The sequence below is a fragment of the Eudoraea sp. genome (assembly GCF_049665975.1).
Taxonomy (GTDB): Bacteria; Bacteroidota; Bacteroidia; order Flavobacteriales; family Flavobacteriaceae; genus Eudoraea.
The window spans coordinates 1-20,476 of the sequence record NZ_JBATGR010000279.1 but is presented as its reverse complement, the minus strand read 5'-3'; the positions used below and the strand labels follow the sequence as shown (position 1 = coordinate 20,476).

The window sequence follows — 20,476 nt, the reverse complement described above, 5'->3', positions numbered from 1 at the left end:
GTGAAGGAGCTACCAGTGAAGGCGACTTCCACGAGGCTCTTAATGTAGCCGCCGTCTGGGATTTAGCGGTACTATTTTGTGTTGAAAACAATGGTTACGGACTTTCAACACCTATTTCAGAGCACTTTAAGTGTGAACATATTGCGGATAAGGGCAAGGGCTATGGAATGGAAACTCATATCATAGACGGGAATAATATTCTCGAAGTTTTTAGCACGGTCAATGACCTATGCGTGAGCATCCGGGAAAAACCAAGACCTGTTTTATTGGAGTTCAAAACATTTAGAATGCGCGGACATGAAGAGGCTAGCGGCACTAAATATGTTCCAAAGAAGCTGTTGGAGGAGTGGGCAGCGAAGGATCCTATAGAAAATTATGTGGAGTATTTGCACGCCCAGGGGATTCTATCTGAGGAGTTGGAAGTTGAATTCAAAAAAGAGATTATTCATGAAATAGATGAAAATCTAAAGCTGGCTTTTGCGGAAGAACCGGTTCAGTTAGATGTAAGTAAAGAATTAAATGATGTTTATAAAGAGTTTAAATATCAAGAAATTAAACCAAATAATGAATGGCAAAATATTAGGCTAGTTGATGCAATTTCCGAGGGTTTAAAGCAATCTATGGAAAAGCATGAAAATTTGGTGATACTGGGTCAGGATATTGCGGATTATGGTGGTGTTTTTAAAATAACAGAGGGTTTTGTTGAAGCTTTTGGCACAGATCGGGTGAGAAACACTCCTATCTGTGAATCTGCAATTGTATCTGCAGCTATGGGGCTATCGATTAACGGTATGAAGTGTGTTATGGAAATGCAATTTGCCGATTTTGTGAGTTCAGGTTTTAATCCTATTGTTAATTATCTTGCAAAAGTGCACTATCGTTGGAATGAAAATGCAGATGTTGTAATTCGTATGCCATGTGGAGGTGGAGTAGGAGCTGGACCATTTCATTCCCAGACCAATGAGGCCTGGTTTACTAAAACTCCCGGGCTTAAGGTAGTTTATCCAGCCTTCCCTTATGATGCAAAAGGACTTTTAGCCACAGCTATTAATGACCCAAACCCGGTCATGTTTTTTGAACATAAAGCGCTATACAGAAGCATTTATCAGGAGGTTCCTTTATCATATTACACCCTGTCATTTGGGGAAGCAGCACTGCTAAAAGAAGGAAAAGATGTGTCTATAGTTACCTACGGAGCAGGCGTTCACTGGGCATTAGAATGCCTAGAGCAAAATCCAGAAATTAAAGCAGATTTGTTGGATTTGCGTACCCTTCAACCCCTCGATACATTAGCAATATTTGAATCCGTTAAAAAAACCGGCAAATTAATTATTCTTCAGGAGGACAGTTTATTTGGAGGGATTGGGAGTGATATATCTGCCCTTGTAATGGAAGAATGTTTTGAATTTTTAGATGCTCCGGTACAAAGGGTTGCGAGTTTAGAAACTCCCGTACCATTTGCGAAATCTTTGGAAAATAATTATCTGCCCAAGGATAGGTTTTTGACAACATTAATTGAACTATTGGAATATTAGTATATTTTTTGTCTTTTAGGTTAGACAAATAAACATATTTTATACATTCGTAAATTAAAATAATTCTCAAAATTAATTTTATGAAAAATGCAATTTATTTGGTCCTGGCCCTGCTAATAGTTTCTTGCTCGGCAACAAATACAGCTAATTCCCAGTCGGCTGCAATGAAGAAAAAAACATTGAAGGGTACCTGGTCCCTGACCGATATTCGTTTTATTGGGGAAGAAGGGCTCTATAAAGCAGATTTATTTGGTATTGCAGATTCTCCTTGCTTTAAAGGCGGAGAGTGGATGTTTATCCCAAATAACGGAACCGGAAGGTTCTCCATTAATGGAACTGATAGGTGCCAGGAAGGTACCCACAGAATTCTATGGTCATTCTATGAACCTGGTGATGGTAGTACAGAACTTCAGTTTAAATTAGTTGATACGAAAAACAAACCACTTAGCGGAGATAAAAGCGGTTATCGTATGATCATAAAAAGCTTAACAGAAACTAAGACGGTCTTTATGGTAGAGGTAGATTATAAGGGTAAACCTTTTGATGTAGAACTGACTTTAGACAAAGTCTCCAAGGATGTAACACTTTAAAACATAACCATAATAAATAGTATTGAGATGACAAGAAAATTTACGAGTTTCCTATTAGTAGCCATGATGTTTCTTTCTTTAAACAGTGGTTGTAATGCGATAAAAAATTCTAATAAAACACAAAGAGGCGCTGCTATTGGTGGTGGCGGTGGTGCTCTTATTGGTGGCCTGATAGCAGGTAATATAGGGGGAGCGCTAATTGGCGCTGCCATAGGTGGAGTTGCCGGTGGTCTTATTGGAAATAAGATGGATAAGCAAGCCCAGAAGATTGAAACTGAAATTCCTGGTGCCGATGTAAAGCGGGTAGGAGAGGGTATTCACATAATTTTCGACGATAAAAGTGGTGTGAATTTTGCGTTTGACAGTTCTGATCTAACAGCAGAAGCCAAATCTAATCTGGATAAAGTTGCTGAAATATTCTTGGAATTCCCGGACACTAACTTAATGATACAAGGATACACTGATAGTGTAGGTAATGATGATTATAATTTGAAATTATCAAAGAGACGGGCAGACGCTGTTTCCAAATATATAGCCGATGCGGGCGTGGCCTCCAGCAGAATGACTGTTGAAGGTTTTGGTGAGGCAGCACCAAGATTTGACAATGCTACTAAAGATGGGCAAGCCGGGAATAGAAGAGTAGAAATAGGTGTTTCTGCTAATAAGGAAATGATAGACGATGCAAAGGCTCAGGCTAATTAATTGATTATACGTTAAATAATATTTTTGTGTTTAAACCCGACTAACCAGTCGGGTTTTTTCATTTAAAAACCATTATCTTCCAAATGTGGATAATTATGACGTAATAATAATAGGTGGGGGATTAGCCGGTCTTACCGCAGCAATACAATTAGCGATGGAGCAATATAATATACTGCTTCTGGAACGTTATCATTATCCTCATCACAAAGTATGCGGGGAATATGTTTCTAATGAAGTAATGCCCTATCTGGAAGATTTAGGGATTGTACTACCCAAAACAGTTTCCATAGATACGCTGCAATTATCAACAAGAAAGGGAAAATTACTTCAAACAAAATTACCACTTGGGGGATTTGGAATAAGCAGGTATGCTTTTGATCATGCCCTTTACAAAAAAGCTTTGTCCGTTGGAGTCTCCATTAACTTTGAAACTGTTAAAAATGTTACATTTTTTAAAGACAGTTTTAATATAAGTACCGAAAAGGAAAATGGCTATTCAGCTAAGTTGGTTATTGGGGCTTACGGTAAAAGATCCGGGCTGGATAAACAATTGAATAGAAACTTCATAGGTAAAAATGCACCATGGTTAGGGGTTAAGGCGCATTATGCACTTCCTGAATTTCCTGATAACCTCGTAGCCCTGCATAATTTTGAAGGTGGGTATGGAGGTCTCTCCAAAACGGAGACCGGGGCGGTGAATTTTTGTTATCTGGTCTCATATAAAAGCTTTCAGGTCGAAAAAAACATTGAGAATTTTAATTCTAAGGTAGTAGCAAAGAACAAATTCCTTAAACAGTTCCTTGAAAATGCCGAGCCACTTTTTACAGAGCCTATGAGTATTGCACAAGTGTCATTTGATCGTAAACAATTGGTAGAGGGTCATATTTTAATGTGTGGCGATACTGCTGGTTTAATTCATCCGCTTTGCGGTAATGGAATGGCTATGGCCATTCACAGTGCTAAAATTGCATCAGAAAGGATTGATAACTATTTTAAGAACTCAGAATATGGGAGAAGTAATATGGAATCAGATTACAAAAAAGAATGGGAGAAAGCGTTTAAGCGACGATTACAAACAGGAAGGATTTTGCAATCCATACTGTTAAACCCAGTAGCTTCCAGCTTCCTTATGGGCGCTATTGCAAAATCACCTGGGTTTATCCGATCGCTAATAAAAAATACACATGGAAAACCGATATCACTATAATGGATTTGAGATATCGAAATACAGAATCAGAATTGATGGACAACCCCAATGTTACTATTGATACACTTAGACTGGTTTTTAATGATATCAACAAGAGTAACCGGTTTTTAGGGGGAAATTCAATAACCCTGGGTAAAGTAAGTGAGCTGATAAAAAAATTTCCAAAGAAAAAATATACCATTGTAGATATGGGGTGTGGCGACGGGGAAACGTTAAGAAAATTGGCGATTTATTTTAGAAAAACTACCTTAGATGTTGTGCTAATAGGTTTGGATCTTAGTGATAATGCTTTATGCATTGGACAAACATTATCAGTTGATTTTCCTGAGATTAAATTCTTAAAACAGGACATTTTGACCTTAAACCCGCTAAATTTTAAATGCGATATCTTGCTGTGTACGCTTACAATGCACCATTTTAGCAATGAACAAATTCCGCTTTTCTTATCCCAATTCACAAAATTAGCCAAGATTGGGGTAATTATCAACGACTTACAAAGAAGTGCACTCGCATATTATCTTTTTAAAGGGTTTAGTACTATTTTTATAAAAACAAAAATTGCGAAACACGATGGTCTCATCTCTATTAAAAGTGGATTTAAGAAACAAGAATTAATATCTTTTTCAAAAACTTTACCTCATGCAGCTCATACAATTAATTGGAAATGGGCTTTTAGATTTGTATGGGTTATGCAGACCGCGCGACTAAGCCAATCATATGAATAGTGTACGAATAGCAACTGTAGCAAAAGCATTGCCACCATTTTGCAGAGAAACTAAAGATATTCTGCCTTTTGTTGAGCTATGGCTCAGCGGACAGGAAGAAAGGTTTAGAAGAAAGGTGATAAAGATATTTGAGGGCGCAGCTGTAGACAGGCGCTAAGGGATTATGAATATTGAAGAGGTGTTTAAAGCCAGCAGCCTGGAAGACAAAAATGATATTTATGTAAGAGAGGTTAAAAAATTAGGAACAACAGTGCTTCAAAAGGCACTTCTTAAGAACAACTGGAGTCCGGATTCCCTTGATTATATAATTACTGTAAGCTGTACAGGCATAATGATTCCTTCTTTAGATGCTTATATTGTAAATGATCTTCAATTAAGACAAGATATAATTAGGTTACCGGTTACTGAAATGGGTTGTGCAGCTGGTGTTTCGGGACTTATATACGCGGCAAATTTTTTAAGGGCCAATCCCGGGAAACGAGCTGCAGTAATTGCTGTGGAAAGCCCCACGGCAACATTCCAACTTACGGATTACTCTATGGCAAATATGGTTAGTGCTGCTATATTTGGTGATGGTGCAGCCTGTGTGTTACTTACTTCTGAGGAAGAAGCCTCAGGACCCGCTATTGTTGCAGAAGAAATGTATCATTTTAGAAATGCGACACATTTGATGGGTTTTGACCTTACCAATAACGGACTTAAAATGATCCTGGATCCATCTGTACCAGAAACCATAGCACAGCATTTTCCGAATATTGTGCATCCGTTTTTGGAAAAGAATGGAACTTCCATTGAGCATGTAGACCATTTAATTTTTCACCCAGGTGGAAAGAAGATTGTCCAAACCGTTGAAGGCTTGTTCGGAAAATTAGGAAAAAACATAGATGATACGCGCGAAATATTGAGGCTGTATGGAAATATGAGTAGTGCTACGGTGCTTTATGTGCTGGAACGGTTTTTGTCAAAAAAAATAGCCAAAGGCGAGCAGGGATTGATCTTAAGCTTTGGACCCGGTTTTTCCGCACAACGAGTCTTGTTGGAGTGGTAGATATATAAAAACAATCAATGTGGATGAAGTAAAAACAAATAATTGGGCGTTAATCCTTGGAGGGAGTAAAGGCCTTGGTCTTGCTACGGTCAGAAAGCTTGCAAAGAGTGGTTATAATATCCTGGTTGTCCATCGCGATCGCAATTTGGATATACCTGATATAGAAAGCGCTTTTAAAGAAATTAGTTTTACCGGAGTGATGTTTAAAAATTTTAATAAAGACGCTATTCAACAAGTAAACAGAGATGAATTAATACAGGAAATTAAGGACTTTATTCCTGAAGGTCACAAAATAAAAGTATTGGTCCATAGTATTGCGAAGGGCAATCTGAAACCAATGTATTCTCTTAATGAAAAAGAACTTAGTAACCAGGATTTTCAGATTACCATAAACGCAATGGCAATAAGTCTATATGATTGGACACAAGCGCTTATTAGAGCAAATCTTTTTGCTGATGATTCCCGGATCATTGCTTTTACAAGTGAAGGTTCTACAAAAACGATTTCTAATTATGGAGCGGTTGGTGCCGCAAAAGCCGCCCTGGAAGCTATTGCCAGAAATATGGCGCTAGAATTTTCCGTTCTTGGGTTAAAAACTAATTGTATACAGGCCGGGGTGACCGATACCGAATCGCTAAGACGGATTCCCGGGAGTGAAAATCTTATAAAGCATTCTGTATTGAGGAATCCAAATGCACGACTTACCACGCCTGAAGATGTAGCTGATGTGGTCTATCTTTTATGTACAGAAGAGGCCAAATGGATTAATGGAACTGTGATAAAAGTAGATGGAGGTGAAAGTTTAAGATAAATTATGGATTTTGACAAGATCATAGCAAAGCTGCCATATACCAAACCGTTTCTATTCGTGGACAGCTTGTCCTATATTGATAGTAGTGGCGCTGCAGGTAGTTATTGTTTTCAAAAAAACCTTGAATTTTACGAGGGGCATTTTAAGCATTTCCCGGTGACCCCCGGTGTTATACTTACTGAATGTTGCGCTCAAATTGGATTGGTTTGTCTGGGTATTTTCTTGCTCTTGGAAACATCGGAAAAAGACATAAATAATCTTGCTGTAGCGTTCAGTAGTTCTCAAATGGAATTTTTTCTACCGGTATATCCTGGAGAGACAGTATTTGTAAGTTCAGAAAAGCTTTACTTCAGATTCAACAAACTGAAGTGTAAGGTAAAAATGTACAATGCAGCGAAGGAATTGGTGTGCAAAGGGGAATTGGCGGGAATGATAAAGGATTCATCTTATGAAAAATAGAGTCGTGGTTACTGGTTTAGGTATTTGTGCCCCTAATGGGGTGACACTTTCTGACTTTACAAAAACGCTTCAAAGAGGCACCAGTGGGATAAGTTTTCAACAAGAATTAAAAGAGCTTAATTTTGGATGTCAAGTTGCTGGAAAACCATCACTTACACCAGAGTACGTAAATAAATACTTCACACCATTACAGCTTAGGGGTTTAAACGCCAGCGGCCTGGTTTATGGTGTTATAGCGGGCACAGATGCCTGGAACGATGCTGGTTTAAGTAAGGCAGAAGAAGATGAACCTGATTGGGATAGTGGAATTATTTTTGGTACTGGTATTTTAGGCGTGGATAAATTTCGGGAATCAATTCATCTGGTAGATGCCGGAAATACAAAAAGGTTGGGGAGTACTTCAGTAATACAAACTATGGCCAGTGGCATAAGCGCCTATTTGGGTGGTATACTGGGTTCCGGTAACCAGGTAACAACTAATTCGTCGGCATGCACAACAGGTACGGAAGGTGTGATCATGGCTTATGATCGCATACAGTCTGGAAAAGCAAAACGAATATTAACGGGAAGTTGTAGCGACAGCGGCCCCTATGTCTGGGGTGGTTTTGATGCCATGCGCATACTCCCGAGAAAGTACAATGATTCGCCGTCTGCCGCCAGCAGACCTTTAAGTGCTTCGGCCTCTGGTTTTGTTCCCGGAAGTGGTGCAGGGGCATTGGTTTTAGAATCATTGCAAAGTGCAAAACAAAGAGGTGCAAAAATATATGCAGAAGTTTTGGGTGGGGCTGTAAATAGTGGAGGTCAAAGAGGAGGTGGTAGCATGACAGCTCCAAATAGCATGTCTGTAAGGAGGTGCATAAAAATGGCTCTGAACAACTCTGGAATAGTAAGTAAAGATATTGAGGCCATAAACGGTCATTTAACGGCTACCGGAAAAGACCCTGTTGAAGTACTTAACTGGAGCCTGGCCCTAGAACGATCAGGGCTCGATTTCCCGTATATTAATTCTTTTAAAGGAATTATGGGTCATGGCCTTGCGGCAGCAGGAAGTATGGAATGTGTAGCAGCAGTGTTACAATTTAAGGAAGGGAAAATTTTTGGAAATGTAAATATTGAAGCCTTGCACCCTGAAATAGAAAAATTAGTAGATATATCCCGTGTTCCGGTGAAAACCATAGATTTTAAACCAATAACAATTGCAAAAGCTAGTTTTGGCTTTGGAGATGTAAATGCTTGCGTTATTTTTAAGACCTTTAAAAATTGAAAAAACACTATGGAAGAAGCAAATTATTATCAGCAATTGAAAGGAATCGTTAAACCCTATTTGCCAGAAGACGTGACAGTAGATGATATATCCCCTGAGAGTCATTTTATAAATGAACTCAATATAAATTCAGCTAATCTGGTAGATATTGTTTTGGATGTAGAAGATGCTTTCAACATTACCCTTGAAAATGATGATATGGACCAAATGCAGACAGTAAATGATGCAATGGCCATTATTGATAAAAAGCGAAGTTTAAAATAACCATGAAATCATTTTATTCCTGGGCACTTAGCAAATTTAGGGTAGATAGCAGACTTATATTTACATATTGCCTTGTTTACTTTATATGGGGAATGTTAATGAACTGGTTTGGCAATGAGTTTAAAATTGCCAGGTTTACTTACTGGTGGCAGGTGATAAGCTGCTATGTTATCTATATGGTACCCATCTCTTTACTTTTGCGAAAACTCCCTTTTCATATGCAATATGCGTACGGCCTTGTGGCTATGGGACTTTTAGAATTTGGTGGTTATTTTTTTAAAACCTCATATGCTTTTCCCGGGAATATACTGGATGAAATTTTTGGCATTCGTAATTTTACATTGGGGATGGCACTTTTTTTTGCGTTTTATTTTCCAATTGGAAACTGGGGTGTAGGAAGAATATATAAATTGATCTTTAAAACAAAAGAATAGATTCAGGGGCTTTTTCAGAGATTTTATAACTTCTGAATTGATCAATGCTAACCAAGTTCGAATATTATGTTTATTTCCACCTTATTTTCTTGACGACCCTTTTTTATATTGATATTAAAATCAGAACTATACAGGGTAGCAGATCCCCGAAGGGTATTTCCATCTTGCTCAAATTTCCATATTAGTGATTTAGATATCCCCTTTATGGTAATGGTGCCAATAACCTCAAGACCATTCTTATTGGTGGTAACTTCCATACTTTTAAAAGTAATTAGCGGATAAGCTTCTTCATCAAAGTATTTACTGCTTTTTAAATGCCAGTCACGTAAAAAATTTCCTGTTTTTATAGTGTTGACGGCAACAGATCCATCAAATACTGAACTCGTGAGTTCCTCAGGAATAATTTTAGATGAAGACTCAAATCCTTCAATGGTACCATCAACATCTTTAGAAACAAAGACAAACTCAATACGTGCAACACTAATAGTCTGCTGCGCACTTAAGACATTAGTTGCCAGTAAAAATAGTATCAGGAATTTTGAATATAATTTCATAGCAGAAAATAATTTTAAACTTATATCAAAGGTAATTAAATCACAAAAACGATAAAGAGCTGATTTAAATCGATTTTCGGTTCATAAACTACTAACATATATTATTGCATTTCATTAAAAATCAGTACTTTGCGAGAGAGAACATTAGTAATGAAGTTTATATCTACATCGGCTTTAAGAAAATTTGGACTAGTTGTTTTTTTATTCATTTGTGCAAGCATAGGATACTGTCAGGCTGAGACTAAAAACATTTACAAGACTGAACTTACAGTTAAAAAGAGAACGGTCTTGGAACGGTTTGATTCAGATCTTGTGATTTCTCCAGAAGAGCGGATAAAAATGAAGATAGAGCGGGTAGCTGCAATACAAGAGCGGCTCCAGATTATGGACACTTTAGATATCTCAGACAAACAAAGACGCAGGTTACTAAAAGAACTCTATCGTTCTCCTTTTTCTGATGAATGGAACAAGGTAATTGCCGACCTTGAATTCGAGGAAATAACACACTAGTTACTTTGGTTCTAATAAATTCTCAGGAAGAAATACTCCTTTTAAGGACTTTGGCGTAGTCCAGAATTTCCAGAATTATGCTGATTTTTTCGTTTAGACGAAACAATACATCTTTTCTGAATTGAAAGAACCCAGTAGTTATAAAATAGTTAAAATTCCATTATCTGATTTTATGGAGTTCTTTTTTTGTCAAAATTTTCGTACCTTAAAGGCACCAATTAATAAAACGCTTACCCCCAAAATCACCTTATAATGACTGCAACAGAACCCATATCAAGCGTTCCCACTAATTCCAGCAGTAATAATGCTCTATTGCGCCTGGAACGTAACAACAAGAGTCTGCTATCACTGGAGAAAAAATTAAGATCTTATGTCTGTGAGCCTAAAACTCGCAGCCTCTTCAATCGACTGGAATCTTTAAAACATAGTTTGGCCAATTTAAAGAATTCGAATCTCGAGATAATAATGGCGTTAAAAGATCATACATTGTTCTTTGAAGATGCAAAAGAGCGCATTAGAGAACAATTAGATAGTTATAAAACGCTGGAGTTAAAAGTACTTGAATATATAGGCATGGCCAAATTACACTGCTAAAGGCCATTTTTAGTTGTCCTTAATGACCTCTTCTTTTTGTGGAATTAATATAGAGGCCAAAACACCACTTAACAGCGACACTACAATTACCGTAAGGGAGATCCATTCAGGGATAGTAACATAATGAGAAAATATCATTTTGAACCCTACAAAAGCCAATATTACTACAAGACTGTAATGTATATATCGAAATTTAGTCAACATCCTGGAAACGAGAAAATACATTGACCGCAAGCCTAATATTGCCATGATATTGGAACTAAATACAATAAAAGGATCTGAAGTTATTGCAAGGATAGCAGGAATACTGTCTAAAGCAAACATAACATCGGTTATCTCAATTACAATAAGTGCCACAAATAAAGGAGTCGCCACAGTTAAACCCATCTTCTTTACAAAAAAGTTATGTCCGTTAATAACTGTAGTTATAGGATAGATTTTCTTTATTTGTTTAAAAACAAAAGAATCTTTAGGATTAAAATCTGAATTTCCAGTACGCAACATCTTAAAAGCTGTATAAAGAAGAAAAACGCCAAATACATAAATTATCCACTCAAACTTGTTTATTAACGCCACTCCAAAGAGGATCATAAAGGCCCTAAAAACAATTGCACCAAGTATACCCCAAAATAATACTCTATGTTGATAAATGGGAGGAATAGCAAAAGCTGAAAAAATAACAGCAATTACAAAGACATTGTCAATACTTAATGAGAGCTCAATTAAATATCCTGTAATATATTTTAAGACTGCATCCCCTGGAGTTAAACCAGTAGGATTATCAATAATACCGCTAGAGAAGAGCCAGTAGATGACCCCGCTAAAACTCATAGCCACAGTAAACCAGAGAGCTGTCCATATACTGGCCTCCTTAGAACGGATGACATGATCTTTCTTGTTGAGTACGCCAAGATCAAGAGCGAGAAAAATAAAAACAAGGAAAATAAAGGCACCCCAGATGATCATGCACATAGCAATTAAGACGCTAATATAAGAATCGTTTTTATAATTTTTGGAATGGTAATTGTTTAATGTAAATTATATTAACTTCCCAATTAATTCAGTGAATTATAATTCTTAACTTGGGAAACAAAATCACTACAATGAAAGATATATTTAAAAATCTAATAAAAGGCTTACCAATTATTCTCGCCCTGCTCCTCATTCAGGCCACCAATGCGCAATTTGTGCCAAAAAATGAAGTGGAAAAGCAAGCCGCTAAACTGGTACAAGCTTATCAGGCCGATGTTGGTATGACCATTGAACAGGCAACTGCGGTTTATGAAAAAATTGCTGAAGTATTAGCCAAGGAAAACGGGATAAGAAACGGCACTTCCAGTCCGGAAGAAAAGAAAAAAAGTCTGATGGATTTATCAAAACAGGAAACAGAACATATGGGAACCATTTTGGATCCTGCCCAATGGAAGGAGTATAAGAAAATGAAGAAAACCTTACAACCTTTAAAATATTAGAAGAGTAAAATTTATATTCTTAATTATTTCTGTTTTATAATCATTTAACATGCTTAAATATAGTACTATATGATTTATGATATCCATTAAAACTTTATATGATATAAGCCTATTTCCCGCTACTTCCTTTAAAAAGTTCAATAAAATATTTTGAGATGTACGTATTTTTTTCGCTTTTAAGAGTAGTATTTTCCTCATTTTACAGCTAAAATTATACCAATTTTAATTACTTTCGAGCTTCTAAAAATTACATTTATGAAGTTCAGTAGAAGTTATGCGCTTGCATTTATTTTATGCCTGGCAATAGTAGTTAACAACCAGGCTCAGGAATCAAAAGAGGATCCCTTTCAAGGTTTAAATTTTCGTAGTATAGGTCCGGCATTTACCTCCGGCCGGGTGGCAGATATTGCCATGCATCCCGATAACGAGAATGTCTGGTATGTAGCTATTGGCTCCGGCGGAGTTTGGAAAACTGTTAATTCCGGAACTACCTGGAAGCCTGTTTTTGACAAGGAAACAACTTATTCCATAGGTTGTGTTACTATTGATTCCTCAACACCCAGTACCATTTGGGTAGGTTCGGGTGAAAATGTCGGTGGCCGCCATGTGGGTTTTGGGGATGGTATTTATGTAAGTCATGATGATGGTAAGACTTGGAAGAATATGGGTCTAAAGAAATCTGAACACATTTCTAAAATCCTGATTCACCCTGAAGATTCAAATATTATCTGGGTAGCTGTACAAGGGCCACTCTGGAGCAAAGGAGGGGAACGCGGAGTATATAAATCTACAGATGGTGGTGCCCGCTGGAATAAAACCCTTGGCAATGATGAGTGGACAGGTGCGACAGACCTTTTGATCGACCCAAGAAATCCCGATGTACTTTATGCTGCAACCTGGGATCGGCACAGAACAGTAGCTGCTTATATGGGTGGAGGCCCCGGCTCAGGTATTCATAAAAGTACAGACGGGGGAGAGACCTGGAACAAATTAACTACCGGTATCCCGGAAGCAAGACTGGGTAAGATTGGCCTGGCCATGAATCCTTTTAACAATGATATGATCTATGCAGCCATTGAAATGGAACTACTCACGGGGGGTGTTTTTGTTTCTACCAATGCCGGACAATCCTGGGCCAAGCAATCCAATACAGTTTCCGGAGGTACAGGCCCGCATTATTATCAGGAATTATACGCTTCACCTCATAAGGAAGGCCGCCTGTACCTGATGAACAACTATGTAAAAATATCGGACGATCACGGAAAAACGTTCGTAAATATGAATGAGAAGGGAAAGCATGTAGATAGTCATGCCATGGCTTTTAAAGCTTCAGACCCTAATTATGTGCTATTTGGTACAGATGGTGGTTTGTATGAGAGTTTTGATCTCACTAAGAGCTGGAAATTTATTGCAAATCTTCCTGTTACTCAATATTACAAAGTTGCCGTAGATGATACAGAACCCTTCTACAATATTTATGGAGGAACCCAGGACAACGGGTCACACGGAGGGCCTTCCAGAACCAGAAATGCTGCGGGCATATTAAATTCTGACTGGTGGATTACCCTAGGTGCTGATGGTCACCAATCTGCAACAGAACCCGGCAATCCAAAAATCACTTATGGTGAATTCCAGGAGGGCAGATTATGGCGAGTAGACCAAACTACAGGTGAAACAGTTTATATTCAGCCCCAGCGAGCTTTGGGAGATCCTGCAGAACGTTTTAACTGGGATGCTCCAATTTTGGTAAGTCCACATAAACCAACCCGAATCTATTTCGCTTCTCAGCGGGTCTGGAAATCTGAAAACAGGGGTGATGAATGGCAGGCTATTTCTAAGGACCTGACACGAGACCAGGAACGTCTTTCACTGCCAATTATGGGCGGACAACAAAGTTATGATAATGCCTGGGATCTTAAGGCCATGTCTAATTATAATACAATTACTTCTCTTGCCGAATCGCCAAAACAGGAAGGCCTCATATATGCCGGAACTGATGATGGACTTATACAGGTTTCTGAAGATGGAGGCACCAACTGGCGTAAAGTTGAATTAAGTACAATAAAAGGGGTCCCAGCAACCCCATTTGTAAACGATGTACGAGCAGACCTATTTGACGCAAACATCGTTTACGCAGCTCTGGACAATCATAAAAACGGAGATTTTAAACCCTACTTACTAAAAAGTACGGACAAGGGCCGCACCTGGAGTTTAATGAATGGAAATTTACCAACACGGCTGCTAACCTGGCGTTTGGTGCAGGATCATATTGAGAAAGACCTGCTTTTTGCCGCAACCGAAAACGGAGTTTACTTTACGGCTAACGGAGGAACCAGCTGGAGGCAGTTAAAGGGTGGCCTGCCTACCATTGCCATGCGCGATATTACCATACAAAGAAGGGAAAATGATTTGGTGGCTGCATCTTTTGGAAGAGGGTTTTATATACTTGATGATATTACACCTTTACGGGAATTTACAGCCAGCGTAAAAAAAGAAGAGGCAACCTTGTTTGACGTTAAGACTGCGTTTTGGTATGTGCCTAAACAGGCGCGTTATGCTCAGGGTAGTAATCAGTATGTCGCAAAAAATCCGCCATTTGGAGCAATTTTCACTTATTACCTTAAGGATTCACTCATTTCGTTAAAGTCTGCCCGTAAATTGGCAGAAAAGGGAAAGACTACCATACCTTTTCCAGGATGGGATGTTCTTGAAGACGAAAAATTACAGGAAAAACCTGTTTTGCTGCTTACCGTAAAAGACAGCAAAGGAGAGGTAGTTAAAGTAGTAAAAGGAACCAATAAAAAAGGATTCAACCGGGTAAACTGGGCCTTGGATATTGCTGATAGAAGCGGGGAGGATCTGAACCCGCCTAAAGCTATGGAGAATGGTTATAACAGAAGCATAATGGTTACACCTGGTGACTATTCGGTTACCTTATCTAAACTTGTAGATGGGCAGTTGGTGCAATTGGGAAGCACAAAGAGTTTTAAAGTTGTTCCGCTGGCAGAAGGTGCCTTAAAAGGAGATTCCTATGATGAAATAATTGCTTTCAGGAATACATATCAGGCATTTCAGCAAGACTTGAAGTCCACCAAAACAGTGTTGGAAGAAAGTGAATTAAAAGTAGGAGCTATGCAGCGTGCCTTACAGAAAGCGACATCTCCTTCGGCAGACCTTGTACAAAAACTGTACGACGCCAGAACTATGTTACAGGCATTGGATGCAAAAATGAATGGCAATCCGGCTAAAAATGAAGTAGGGGAGAATACGGAACCAAGTCCTAATACCGGAGGCTTTATTGGTAGGGTAGGTCTGTCTACCAGTACCTATGGTCCGACCGCCAATCATAAATCAGCGTTGGGCGTCGCTCAATCAGAGTTAAACACTTTAAAATCTAAACTAAACGAATTTGTAAACTCCCAGTTACCATCACTTGAAGCCGCTTTAAAAGCCGCGGGAGCACCCTGGATTGAAGGGCAGGGATTGATTGAGAATTAGAAAAAAAGCTTATCAAATAAACCCGCGAATTTCTTCAATTCGTGGGATTTTTTTTGATAATTCAAGAATCGGGAATTGATAAATTAGGGAACTAATACGGACTTTGAGCGCTCTTTTTTGCGAGGAAGAAATAGGCCAGAACCCCAAAGGATATCAACCCGCAGATCAAAAAGCCAATAAACATGGGAAGCACACTGTCTATAACAAATTGCCCGATATAGGTACTGATAGCTACTCCCATGGTAGTTGCAATAAAGCCCGTAATTGCCGCGCCTATACCAGCTATATGCCCCACAGGTTCCATGGCAAGGGCACGCAGGTTACCAAAAAGAAAACCTACTGCAAAGAACTGCATAGCAAAAAAGATGAGCAAGATCCCAAATGAGGGATTTCCGGAGCTGGCAAACAAAACGATATAGAGTAAAGAGATCAGCACATAAGCAGCCATGGCAACAGTTACCAAACGCAACATGCCATAACGTAATACCAGGGTTCCGTTAAGTAGGGTGGCGGCGCCAATGGTAATGGCCAGGGCGGCAAAAATATAAGGGAAGGATTCCTTTAAGGCGTATTGTTCCTGGAAAATTTGTTGTGCAGTACTGAGGTAGACTAAAAATGAACCGGTAATAAAACCCCAGATTACAGTAAACAACATAGTTTGCCTGTAGTTGAGTAATTCGCGGTAACCACTAACAAAGACACTGCCGCGGAAAGATGTTCTTTTGCGCGGGACAAGTGTTTCCGGCTGTCTTCTCCAGAACCAGATAGAGACAAGGATACCAAATAATACCTGTACATGGAAAATAGCCTCCCAGCCATAGAAATCAAGTATCCATTTCCCCAGGGCTGGTGCAATTATAGGAACAATGATAAAAACTACGGTTACAAACGACATTACCCTTGCCATATAATCTCCACTATATTTATCGCGAATCATCGCTATACTAATAGTTCTTGGCGCAGATAATGAAACCCCTTGTAGAATTCTGCCGGTAATCATCAACTCCAGACTTTGGGAGTATACACAAAGCAGACTGGCAAAAATAAAGAGTCCGAATCCCATATAAACTACAGGTTTACGGCCTATACTATCGGATATAGGGCCAAATAAAAGTGGTCCTGTACCCAGGCCCAAAAAGAAAAGTGTGATGAGTAACTGGTTGTGAGCGGGATTTGTAGCGCCTACTGCAATTCCAATAATATCCAGAGCAGGTAATAAGGCATCTAGGGCCAAAGCTGCAATAGACATAAGAGCCGCCATTAGGGCCACAAATTCCAATTGGGACTGCTCTTTTTTTACCATCCGGCAAAAATACACTAATCCATAGAAATAATCTTAGTTGTCAAGAATGATCTAATTAACAATTTTTAGGGAGGTGTTGGTCAGAATAACTCAAAAACATAGCCCAACAACCAATAGAGTATAAGAAATACTACAACAGTTCCAATACAACCGCATCGTCCGCCGCCTATTTTTTTGGCGCCTATGGCTGCAACAATGGCGCGTACCAGATTTTTCATATTGTTCAATGTTTAGAATGCATAAGATACTAAAATAGCCCGTTAAAGTTCAAGATATCTCAATACCTCATAAACAATAAATGCTGGCCATAAGAGAGCTTTGATAAACCCAATTACCCCTGCCCAGAAACTAGTTGCCATTTGAATATAATACACTGCAGCCCCTACAAGCCCTAATCCGTATACTGCGTTGGAGGCATGGGAGGTTTGAGAAATGTTTTTGGTTGTCATGATTACATCAGTTTAAAGTATAAAATTCCACTTTGAGTATCAGATTGCCTATGACTTTTGTCAGCTTCCCTTCTTAGTATTATCTTGGCAGCCCTGATATGTATAAATCCGAATATGTTGTACATTTAGGAAGAGATATTCTGAACAATCATGAAGATTAGGATTTTAGGTAATTCCCTGCGTTTCAGACTTACCCGCTCTGAGGTTGACACGTTATGTGTCAAAGGGTATATAGAGGATCGGACCATTTTTGATTCGGCAGTTTTTACCTACGCAGTAAAAATGGTAACCGACTCAGAACAACTTACAGCTCAATTTAGAGACAATACCATTACCCTAAACCTTCCCAAATCTCTTGGAACTAATTGGCACAATACAGACAAGGTAGGTTTTAGTGAAACTATGGAGTTAAAGAACAATGACAGCTTGTTCGTATTATTAGAAAAGGATTTTGCCTGCCTGGATGAACGGCTGGAGGATCAGTCGGACAATTACCCTAACCCTAAAGCATTACTTTAAGTATATGGCCGAAAATAACTCTAAAAGAAATGTTTCTGTAAGGGGACCTGATGCTTTTTCCGAGCTCAAAGTAACCGAGCCAAAGCCTTATGCGGCTGGGAGGGAAGGAATAGCTGCCGCAATGAAACATAGCTTTAAGGAAATGGGAATTTTTCGAGCTATGACCACCTTATTGCATATGAATCAGAAAGAGGGATTTGACTGCCCCAGCTGTGCCTGGCCAGATCCTGAAAAACCATCAAAAATAGGGGAGTATTGTGAAAACGGCGCTAAGGCATTGGCAGATGAGGCTACTACCGCACATATTGGTGCTGGATTTTTTGGAAAACACTCTGTAGAAGAGTTATCTCTGCGAACAGATTATGAACTAAACGCACTGGGCAGGATTACCGACCCACTCGTTTTAAGAGAAGGGAGTGTTCATTATTCACAAATTTCATGGAAAGATGCCTTTGCGCTAATTGCGGACGAATTACATAGCTTAAAAAGTCCTGATGAGGCTATTTTTTATACCTCAGGCCGCTCCAGTAATGAGGCAGCCTTTTTATATGGACTCTTTGTAAGGGCATTTGGAACTAATAATTTGCCAGATTGTTCCAATATGTGCCACGAATCAAGTGGCGTTGCACTTTCTGAAACCCTGGGAATAGGGAAGGGGTCTGTAAAACTCGAAGATTTGTACGGGGCTGAGGTAATTATTGTAGCCGGACAAAACCCGGGGACCAATCACCCAAGGATGCTCTCGGCTTTGGAGAAATGCAAGGAAAATGGCGGCAGTGTCATCAGCATAAACCCTCTGGAAGAATCAGGGCTGGTGAACTTTAAAAACCCGCAAACCTTAAAAGGACTACTGGGTTCCGGTGAGCAGATAACAGACCTGCATCTGGCAGTTAATATCAATCAGGATATCTCATTGATTAAGTTAATCTTAAAAAAACTGGCAGCACTGGATAAGGAAGAGGGCAATATCTTTGATCATGAGTTTATAGATACATATACAGCAGGGGCAGATGCATTATTAACCGACCTGAATGCGTATACCGAAGAAGAACTTTTGAAATTAAGCGGGGTCTCTATGGAAAGCGTGGATACCGCGGTGAATTTACTTGCCAAAAATGAAAAAATAATTGTGTGCTGGGCCATGGGCTTAACGCAGCATAAGAACGGGGTGGAAACTATTAGAGAATATGTAAACCTGCTGCTGCTTAAAGGAGCTATTGGAAAGCCTTTTAGCGGTACTTGCCCGGTAAGGGGGCACTCAAATGTTCAGGGCGATCGCAGTGTGGGTATTATGCACTATGTTGACAAAGCTTTTAATGAGCGCATTAAAACGCATTTAGGGTTTACACCACCTGAAGAGCAAGGTTTGGATGTGGTTGGATCCATGCGGGCCATGCATGAGGGAAAAATTAAAGTTTTTATGGCTCTTGGAGGGAATTTTTTAATGGCAGCCTCAGATACTGATTATACAGCAGAAGCCATACAAAGATGCCAATTAACGGTACAGGTAAGTACCAAATTAAATAGAAGTCACTTGGTTACAGGAAAAACAGCCCTAATTCTTCCCACCTACGGTCGTTCAGAAAAGGAAAATAATAGTGGCAAAAACCGTTTTGTAACTGTGGAAAATAGTATGGGTAGGGTGCGCCGGTCGCAAGGCGTATTGAAAGCGCCTTCTGAAAAATTAAAAAGTGAACCAGAACTGATTTCAAACCTAGCGGACATATATTTTGAAGGGAAGCACGCCGTGGACTGGAAGGCTCTGGGAAGCGATTACGGCATGATCAGGGAAATGATTGACAAAGTGGCGAGGGGGTTTGAAAACACAGAGTTAAGGGCGAAGGGAGTGGGTTACTATTTACCAAATAATGTAAGGGAACTCGATTTTAGTAAATTACCAGGTGGAAAAGCACAAATTACAATTAACAGACTGCCGGAGCATAATCTGCTAGCTGATGAGTATATGCTCATGACGATACGTTCTCATGACCAGTTTAACACTACCATATATGGGTTAGACGACAGGTACAGGGGGGTATATAATGAGCGAAGAATAATCTTCATGAACCCTGAGGATATGGAGAAAGATGGTCTGAAGAAAATGGAGGTTGTTAATCTGAGCAGTACTTACGATTCCACGATCAGGACAGCTTATAACTTTAAGGTTTTGCCTTATAAAATACCCAAAGGTAATCTGGCAGCCTATTTTCCCGAGACCAATGTACTGGTGCCCTATAATCATTTTGCAGATAGAAGTCAGACACCCATCAGTAAATCTATTAAAGTTAGGGTGTTAAAAGGCAAGATTGCAGGATAGTTTTAATTCAGAATTTTTAATTAAATCCTAAACGAATAATTTGAGTCTCAAAATAATTTTCATAAGTAATGGCTAATCCCTCACTTTTAATTTTCTGGCGGATACCAAAAGTGTTAAAAATATCACTGACAGATAAGATAAGTTCCCCTTTCTTTTTCCACAGGTTTTTTTTGACGCCAAGATCTACAGATGCACGTCCGAGCTGTTCACCTTGGGGAATA

Annotated in this window: 22 protein-coding genes and 1 pseudogene; 17 read left to right on the top strand and 6 right to left on the bottom strand. The window is 39.1% G+C overall.

Going from position 1 to position 20,476, the window contains the following annotated elements; all coding sequences use genetic code 11:
- From WBN20_RS09900 to WBN20_RS09850, 11 genes and pseudogenes are all read left to right on the top strand, one after another.
- Positions 1–1,535: alpha-ketoacid dehydrogenase subunit alpha/beta (locus WBN20_RS09900; RefSeq protein WP_424281559.1), on the top strand; the 1,535-nt coding region annotated here is incomplete at its 5' end.
- Between the two features lie 80 nt (positions 1,536–1,615).
- The gene (locus WBN20_RS09895; protein ID WP_424281558.1) at positions 1,616–2,125 is read left to right on the top strand and encodes a hypothetical protein; all 510 of its coding nucleotides are present in this window, start codon (positions 1,616–1,618) and stop codon (positions 2,123–2,125) included.
- 27 nt (positions 2,126–2,152) lie between these two features.
- On the top strand, positions 2,153–2,827 hold the full coding sequence (locus WBN20_RS09890; protein WP_424275224.1) for an OmpA family protein: 675 nt from the start codon (positions 2,153–2,155) through the stop codon (positions 2,825–2,827).
- A gap of 85 nt (positions 2,828–2,912) precedes the next feature.
- Positions 2,913–4,034 (top strand): NAD(P)/FAD-dependent oxidoreductase, encoded by a 1,122-nt coding sequence (locus tag WBN20_RS09885; RefSeq protein ID WP_424281557.1) that lies wholly within the window; start codon positions 2,913–2,915, stop codon positions 4,032–4,034.
- Positions 4,034–4,759 (top strand): methyltransferase domain-containing protein, encoded by a 726-nt coding sequence (locus WBN20_RS09880; RefSeq protein ID WP_424275222.1) that lies wholly within the window; start codon positions 4,034–4,036, stop codon positions 4,757–4,759. Before WBN20_RS09885 ends, WBN20_RS09880 begins: the two co-directional genes overlap by 1 nt.
- A pseudogene (locus WBN20_RS09875) lies at positions 4,752–5,807 on the top strand (type III polyketide synthase). The gene WBN20_RS09880 and the pseudogene WBN20_RS09875 overlap by 8 nt, the downstream one beginning before the upstream one ends.
- A 19-nt stretch (positions 5,808–5,826) precedes the next feature.
- The gene (locus WBN20_RS09870) at positions 5,827–6,618 is read left to right on the top strand and encodes an SDR family oxidoreductase (RefSeq protein ID WP_424281555.1); all 792 of its coding nucleotides are present in this window, start codon (positions 5,827–5,829) and stop codon (positions 6,616–6,618) included.
- A gap of 3 nt (positions 6,619–6,621) precedes the next feature.
- Positions 6,622–7,077, top strand: coding sequence for a 3-hydroxyacyl-ACP dehydratase FabZ family protein (locus WBN20_RS09865; protein WP_424281554.1), 456 nt, complete (start codon positions 6,622–6,624; stop codon positions 7,075–7,077).
- Positions 7,067–8,341, top strand: coding sequence for a beta-ketoacyl-[acyl-carrier-protein] synthase family protein (locus WBN20_RS09860; RefSeq protein ID WP_424281553.1), 1,275 nt, complete (start codon positions 7,067–7,069; stop codon positions 8,339–8,341). The genes WBN20_RS09865 and WBN20_RS09860 overlap by 11 nt, the downstream gene beginning before the upstream one ends.
- Before the next feature lie 9 nt (positions 8,342–8,350).
- The gene (locus WBN20_RS09855) at positions 8,351–8,605 is read left to right on the top strand and encodes an acyl carrier protein (RefSeq protein WP_424281552.1); all 255 of its coding nucleotides are present in this window, start codon (positions 8,351–8,353) and stop codon (positions 8,603–8,605) included.
- A 2-nt stretch (positions 8,606–8,607) separates the two neighbouring features.
- Positions 8,608–9,039 (top strand): hypothetical protein, encoded by a 432-nt coding sequence (locus tag WBN20_RS09850; RefSeq protein ID WP_424272991.1) that lies wholly within the window; start codon positions 8,608–8,610, stop codon positions 9,037–9,039.
- Positions 9,040–9,086: 47 nt separating this feature from the next.
- On the opposite strand, the gene WBN20_RS09845 is transcribed toward WBN20_RS09850, so the two are convergent.
- A complete protein-coding gene (locus WBN20_RS09845) occupies positions 9,087–9,593 on the bottom strand; it encodes a YceI family protein (RefSeq protein ID WP_424281551.1) in 507 nt (168 codons plus the stop codon).
- A 129-nt stretch (positions 9,594–9,722) separates the two neighbouring features.
- Here WBN20_RS09845 and WBN20_RS09840 point away from each other — a divergent pair, with 129 nt between their 5' ends.
- Complete coding sequence (locus WBN20_RS09840; RefSeq protein ID WP_424272993.1) at positions 9,723–10,103, top strand: hypothetical protein; 381 nt, start codon at positions 9,723–9,725, stop codon at positions 10,101–10,103.
- Between the two features lie 252 nt (positions 10,104–10,355).
- A complete protein-coding gene (locus WBN20_RS09835) occupies positions 10,356–10,697 on the top strand; it encodes a hypothetical protein (protein ID WP_424272994.1) in 342 nt (113 codons plus the stop codon).
- Positions 10,698–10,706: 9 nt separating this feature from the next.
- Here WBN20_RS09835 and WBN20_RS09830 read toward each other — a convergent pair whose 3' ends face one another.
- Positions 10,707–11,663, bottom strand: coding sequence for a TerC family protein (locus WBN20_RS09830; protein ID WP_424272995.1), 957 nt, complete (start codon positions 11,661–11,663; stop codon positions 10,707–10,709).
- A 137-nt stretch (positions 11,664–11,800) separates the two neighbouring features.
- On the opposite strand from WBN20_RS09830, the gene WBN20_RS09825 reads away from it, so the two are divergent.
- Entirely contained in the window at positions 11,801–12,169 is a 369-nt protein-coding gene (locus WBN20_RS09825) for a hypothetical protein (RefSeq protein WP_424281550.1), read from the top strand.
- 255 nt (positions 12,170–12,424) lie between these two features.
- Positions 12,425–15,667, top strand: coding sequence for a WD40/YVTN/BNR-like repeat-containing protein (locus WBN20_RS09820; protein WP_424281549.1), 3,243 nt, complete (start codon positions 12,425–12,427; stop codon positions 15,665–15,667).
- A 91-nt stretch (positions 15,668–15,758) separates the two neighbouring features.
- On the opposite strand, the gene WBN20_RS09815 is transcribed toward WBN20_RS09820, so the two are convergent.
- The 3 genes from WBN20_RS09815 to WBN20_RS09805 form a co-directional block, all read right to left on the bottom strand.
- Complete coding sequence (locus tag WBN20_RS09815; protein ID WP_424270692.1) at positions 15,759–16,970, bottom strand: multidrug effflux MFS transporter; 1,212 nt, start codon at positions 16,968–16,970, stop codon at positions 15,759–15,761.
- Between the two features lie 80 nt (positions 16,971–17,050).
- Positions 17,051–17,188, bottom strand: a complete 138-nt coding sequence (locus WBN20_RS09810; protein ID WP_424270693.1) for a hypothetical protein — start codon at positions 17,186–17,188, stop codon at positions 17,051–17,053.
- A gap of 42 nt (positions 17,189–17,230) precedes the next feature.
- Positions 17,231–17,419 carry a hypothetical protein gene (locus WBN20_RS09805; protein WP_424270694.1) on the bottom strand — a complete coding sequence of 63 codons (189 nt, stop codon included), beginning with the start codon at positions 17,417–17,419 and terminating at the stop codon, positions 17,231–17,233.
- A 150-nt stretch (positions 17,420–17,569) separates the two neighbouring features.
- Between WBN20_RS09805 and WBN20_RS09800 the strand changes: the two genes are divergently transcribed.
- Positions 17,570–17,938: a DUF7009 family protein gene (locus tag WBN20_RS09800; RefSeq protein ID WP_424281548.1), complete on the top strand. Its 369-nt coding sequence runs from the start codon at positions 17,570–17,572 to the stop codon at positions 17,936–17,938.
- Between the two features lie 4 nt (positions 17,939–17,942).
- Positions 17,943–20,255 carry an FdhF/YdeP family oxidoreductase gene (locus WBN20_RS09795; protein WP_424281547.1) on the top strand — a complete coding sequence of 771 codons (2,313 nt, stop codon included), beginning with the start codon at positions 17,943–17,945 and terminating at the stop codon, positions 20,253–20,255.
- 16 nt (positions 20,256–20,271) lie between these two features.
- Here the strand turns inward: WBN20_RS09795 and WBN20_RS09790 are convergent.
- On the bottom strand, positions 20,272–20,476 hold a 205-nt coding region (locus WBN20_RS09790; protein ID WP_424281546.1), incomplete at its 5' end, for an outer membrane beta-barrel protein.